At 75.3% G+C, this 5,439-nt stretch carries 5 protein-coding genes; 2 read left to right on the forward strand and 3 right to left on the reverse strand.

Annotated elements, in window-relative coordinates:
• The coding region (locus AA75_RS16760; RefSeq protein WP_033820859.1) for a pseudouridine synthase at window positions 1–1,127 on the forward strand (1,127 nt) is incomplete at its 5' end.
• 198 nt (window positions 1,128–1,325) lie between these two features.
• Complete coding sequence (locus AA75_RS16765; RefSeq protein ID WP_033820862.1) at window positions 1,326–2,306, forward strand: helix-turn-helix domain-containing protein; 981 nt, start codon at window positions 1,326–1,328, stop codon at window positions 2,304–2,306.
• A 60-nt stretch (window positions 2,307–2,366) separates the two neighbouring features.
• On the opposite strand, the gene AA75_RS16770 is transcribed toward AA75_RS16765, so the two are convergent.
• The 3 genes from AA75_RS16770 to AA75_RS16780 form a co-directional block, all read right to left on the reverse strand.
• On the reverse strand, window positions 2,367–2,729 hold the full coding sequence (locus AA75_RS16770; protein WP_033820860.1) for a DUF952 domain-containing protein: 363 nt from the start codon (window positions 2,727–2,729) through the stop codon (window positions 2,367–2,369).
• 93 nt (window positions 2,730–2,822) lie between these two features.
• Window positions 2,823–4,460, reverse strand: coding sequence for a DUF4139 domain-containing protein (locus AA75_RS16775; RefSeq protein WP_033820861.1), 1,638 nt, complete (start codon window positions 4,458–4,460; stop codon window positions 2,823–2,825).
• Window positions 4,461–4,465: 5 nt separating this feature from the next.
• Window positions 4,466–5,439: DUF4139 domain-containing protein (locus AA75_RS16780; protein ID WP_033820863.1), on the reverse strand; the 974-nt coding region annotated here is incomplete at its 5' end.

The raw sequence follows: 5,439 nt of genomic DNA on the forward strand, positions 1-5,439 counted from the left end.
CGTACGGCGGCGGCTCCGGCTCCGGCGGCGGCCGTGGTGGCTCCGGCAGCTCCGGCGGCTTCTCCCGCGACCGGCGTGACGACCGGCGGGACGACCGGCGGGACGACCGCCGGGACGACCGGCGCGGCGAGGAGCGCCGTTACCCGGACCGCCCGCTGCGCCCCGAGGAGCGCCGCTACGACCGCCCCGAGTTCGGTGGCGGCCCGAACGCGACCCCGAGCCGCGGCAGCTACGCCGCGCGTCGCCCGTCCCCGGCGCCCAAGCCGCGCCGCGAGGGCCAAGGTGCGCCCGGCGACCCGCGCCGCCAGCCGCAGCGCTCGCGCGAGCTGCAGGCCCGGATCGAGGACGCGGTGCTGGCCCGGCACGACAAGCCGGCCGTCAAGCTGCCCAAGACCTTCGGCGAGCCCGAGGGCGAGCGGCTGCAGAAGGTGCTGGCCCGGGCCGGCATCGGCAGCCGCCGCGCCTGCGAGGAGCTGATCGAGCAGGGCCGGGTCGCGGTCAACGGCAAGCAGGTCACCGAGCAGGGCAAGCGGGTCGACCCGGAGAACGACGAGATCAAGGTCGACGGTCTGACCGTCGCCACCCAGTCGTTCCTGTTCTTCGCGCTCAACAAGCCGGCCGGCGTGGTCTCCACCATGGAGGACCCGGACGGCCGTCAGTGCCTCGGCGACTACGTGACCAACCGGGAGACCCGGCTGTTCCACGTCGGGCGCCTGGACACCGAGACCGAGGGCATCATCCTGCTCACCAACCACGGCGAGCTGGCCCACCGGCTGACCCACCCGAAGTACGGCGTCACCAAGACCTACCTGGCCGCCATCCAGGGCCCGATCCCGCGTGACCTGGGCAAGAAGCTGTCGCAGGGCATCGAGCTGGAGGACGGCTTCGCCCGCGCCGACAGCTTCAAGGTGGTCTCCAACATCGGCAAGAACTACCTGGTCGAGGTGACCCTGCACGAGGGCCGCAAGCACATCGTCCGGCGGATGCTCGCCGAGGTGGGCTACCCGGTGGACAAGCTGGTGCGCACCCACTTCGGTCCGATCGCGCTCGGCGACCAGAAGTCGGGCTGGCTGCGCCGCCTGACCAACCCCGAGGTCGGCCGGCTGATGAACGAGGTCGGCCTGTAGGGTCCGCCGCTGTTCCCCGGGCCCCTCCGCCGCTGGTGGAGGGGCCCGGGTGCTTTTGCCAGAGCTTGGTGTGAGCCTCGCCGCAGTGCCTTGTCAGCGCGCGGATCCGTGGCACAGGATGGCCACGAAAACTCGCCTTCTTCGATGGCGTAATCGCGCCACGGCGGAGCCGTGGCCGGGGGTGGGGGAAGGAGCGGCATGCTCGACGCATTCGGAGTGCTCGGCCTCGGACGGCCGGACGGGCAGGTGTACGCGGAGCTGGTGATCGCACCGCAGTCGACCGCGGGGGAGCTGGCCGACCAGTGCGGTCTGACGCTCCGGCAGAGCCAGGACGCGCTCGACCGGTTGGCCGACCAGGGGATGGCCACCCGGGCGCCGGTGGACCGCGACCGCTACCTGGCGGTCGCCCCGGACGTCGCCATCGGCACCCTGATCGGCCACCGCGAGGCCCAGCTGCGCAGCGCCCGGGCCGAGATGCACCGGCTGATGGACGCCTTCCGGGAGGCCTCCCGGTTCACCGACCCGGCGCACTCGGTGGAGGTGCTCACCGGCGGTGAGGCCATCGCCCAGCGGCTGGAGCACCTGATCGAGACCAGCCACTACCAGGTCCGCGGGTTCGACTGCCCGCCGTACATCCAGGACCCGGTGGCCAACCTGCCCCGGCAGCGGGCCAAGCTCCGCTCCGGGATCCGGTTCCGCACGGTCTTCGACAAGGAGGCCATCGCCTGGCCGGGGCGGCTGGAGAAGGAGATCCTGGTCGGCGTCGAGGACGGCGAGGAGGCCCGGGTCCGGCCCACCCTGCCGATGAAGATGATGATGTCGGACGACCGGATGGCGATCATCCCGATCAGTGTCGGCGACGCCGTCCTGGACGCCGCGTACGTGATCCACCCGTCGGCTCTGCTCCAGGCGCTCGACGCGCTGTTCGAGGCGGAGTGGGAACGGGCGGTACCGCTGCAGACCGCGATCGGCGACGGCGACGGTGTGGCCGGCCCCGACGCCGACCACCTCAAGCTGCTCGGCCTGCTGGCCGCGGGCCTGACCGACGAGTCGATCGCCCGCTCGCTCGGCTGGAGCGCCCGCACCACCCAGCGCCGGCTGCAGGGCCTGATGCGGGAGCTGGGCGCCACCACCCGCTTCCAGGCGGGCATGGCGGCCCGTGAGCGCGGCTGGCTCTAGCGCGCCGGGCCTGCCCCGGCCGTGGCGGCGGGGCCCGACGGTCGCGGCGGGCGCGGCCGGTCAGCTCCAGGGGATCAGGGTGGCCCAGAGCCCGTCCGGTCCGCGTTCGAGCTTCTCCAGTCCGAGCACCGCGGTGCGGTTGAGCCGGCCGTAGATGTGCGGGAACAGCGCGCCGGGCGTGGCTCCGGGCGGCGGCCCGCCGGTGGCGGCCTCCCACTTCACCATCGGCTCGACCAGGCTGTCCTCGATCAGCAACGCCATCAGCGGGTCGGGCGTGTCCCGGTAGAAGGCGTTGGCCACGGCCAGCAGGGTCGGCTCGTCGGGCGAGCAGTGGATGAAGCCGTCGGTGAGCAGCGAGGCCGCCGTGTAGGGCCGGCCGGGGTCGCGCAGCCAGTCGTCGAGGGGGGCGAGATGGTAGATCATGCCTCTTTTGTACCGGATGGGTACCGGAGTTGACGGCGTGGATCCTGCCGGCCGCGCCCCGGCCCCCCGGTCACCGGCCCGCCCGGGGACGGATCACAGGCCCGCCACCTTCGCCGTGCCCGACACCTCGTACACCAGCGTGACGGTACGGCGGCCGCCCGGCGGCAGCGCCACCTGCCAGCGGACGATGCCCTCGGCGTCCAGCTCGTCCGGGGCCGGGACGCACGACTCCTTGCGCAGCCGGACCTCGACGGCCGACACCTCGGAGACCGGGATCCGCTCGCGGACCGCCACCACCTGCTCGTCATGCTCCTCCGGACCGGAGAAACGGGACAGGTGCAGCCGTACGGTCCGGGTGACCACGGTGCGCTGGGTCAGCCCGGCCGATGCCCGGCTCTCCTCGGTCTCCCGGACCACCCGGTAGCCGTCCGAGCTGCCGAAGGCCAGCTCGGCGGGGGCGCCGGGAGCGGTGAAGGCCAGCTCGCCGCGGCCGGTGAAGCCGCTGCCGCGGATCAGGTCGACCGGTCCGGCCAGCAGCGCGTGCCCGGAGTCGTTGCGGAACCGGACCACCTGGGTGACCAGCGGGGACAGCTCCGGCGCGCAGGCGTACTCGCTGCTCGCGGTGGTGTCGAGGACGTCCAGCGGGATCCGGTGCGCCCGGCCGTCGGCCGGCACCGAGACGGCGTGCGGCGCCCGCAGCACCCGGACCTCGCCGCCGTCGTCCACCCCGGGCAGACCGTCCAGCGGCGCCGGGCCGGTGCTGCCGATCTCCTCCTCGCGCAGCTCCACCTCGACCGTGCGGCGCTCCTCGGCGGAGCGCTCGCGCAGGGTCAGCCGGTCCTCGGCGAGCCTCGGCGGGTCGGTGGCCAGCGCGGACCGGGCGGTGGAGAAGGACATCCGCGCCCCCGACCAGTCCTCGCCGGTGCGCTGCCAGACCACCGCCTCGGTCTCCAGCCGCAGCCCGTCCCCGGCCAGGGTGGCCCGGTAGGCGGGTCGCCACAGCGCGCACGGCGTCAGGTGGCCGAGCCGCAGCCCGGCCGGACCCGCGGCCTGCGCCTGCACGGTCAGCTCGACGTACGCGACCAGTTCGGCGGGGTCCTGCTCGGCCTCGTCCAGGGCGCGGACGGCCTCGGCCAGCTCGTCGGAGAGCGCGGCCAGCCGGGCCCGGGAGGCCCGCAGCCGCTCGCCGCAGTCCTCGCGTTCGGCGTCGGCCCGGTCCAGCTCGCGGGACCACCGGGCCCGCTCCACCTCGCCGAGCCCGGCGCCCTCGCCGATCTCCCGCAGCAGGTCGGCGGCCAGCTGCCCGAGCAGGACGAGCCGCGCCTGCAGCCGCTCCTGCTGCCGGACCTCGGCGAGCCGGTCCCGGGTCAGGGCGTGGATCCGGTGCCGCAGCGGCGAGTCGTCGTCGGTGGGCGGCAGCGGCGCGCGCGGGGTCCAGCTGCGGACCAGCCGTACGTCCAGCACCTTGGCCGGGACGCCCGCACCTGCGCCCGCACCCGGGCCCGCACCTGCTTCCGGGCCCGCGGGCGTCAGCTCGGCGTGCAGGGTGCGGTCGACGGCCAGCGCGGTGACCGGCCCGAGGCGCAGCCGCTGGACCCCGGCGGCCAGGTCGAGGACGGTGGTCCGCTCGACCTGGGCGCGGTCCTCCAGGCAGGTGACGGCCGTGACCGGCAGGGGGATCGGTGCGGCGGGCGCCGTGGCGTCCGGGCGGGTGGTCGGCTCGGTGGTCATGGGTGTCAGCTCCTGCGGTTGCCGTCGACCAGGGCCTTGCCGGCCGGGATGCGGATCTCGTAGCCGCCGTCGAGTTCGGCGGTGCCGCCCGCGGGCAGCTCCACCCGCCACAGCCGGGCGCTCGGCGGGTAGTTCCCGGACGGCTGCTCGGGCGCCCGCCAGCCGGCCCGCTCCTCGATCCGGACGTCCGGGTCGGAGCTGACCGGCACCCGCTCGCGGACCTCCACGACGGCCGGCCGCGACAGACGGTTGGCCAGCTCGATGTGGACCCGGTGGTCGAGCACCGTGGTGTTGTTGAGCATCCCGGCGGTGGACTCGCGCAGCTCGGTGCGGCGCGCCACCCGGATGCCCTCCGCGAGGCCGAGGCCCACCCGCCGGCTGCCGCCGGGGGCGAGGGTCGGCAGCGCGGCGGTGAGCAGGTGCTCGTCGTCGACCGACACCTCCACCGGGCCCGCGAGCAGCGCCTGGTCGGTGGCGTTGGCCAGTACCAGCGTCGCGTACACGGCCTCCTCGACGGCCGGCACGCAGACGTACTCGGTGCGCACCCCGACCGGCAGCACGGCGACCGTGACGGTGTGCCAGGTGCCGTCGGACGGGATGTCGGCCGGCGCGGCCGCGTCGAAGCGGTGGTCGAACGAGCCGGCCGACTCGCGCGGACGCACGGCGTGGCCCGGCAGCGGCAGGGCCGCCACCTGCTCGGCCCGGCGGCGGTACTCGGCGGCGACCAGGTCGGTGCTCTGCCGGGGCAGCAACTGCCCGCGGCGCGAACCGGTCCCGCCGGGTCCTGCCAGGGTGAGCGCGGCGTAGTCGAGCAGCGCCGCGTCCGGCCGCGGGGGGCCCGGCGGCGGAGGCGGCGGGGACGGCTCGTACGGCTTCTTGGCGAGCGGCTCGGCGACCACCCGGGACCGAAGGGCGTCGGCCCGCGGCGCGCTGCCGCCGAAGCCCGCCGACCGGGCGGGCATCGCCGCCTGCGGGGCCG

The sequence above is a fragment of the Kitasatospora sp. MBT63 genome, assembly GCF_000710465.2.
Taxonomy (GTDB): Bacteria; Actinomycetota; Actinomycetes; order Streptomycetales; family Streptomycetaceae; genus Kitasatospora.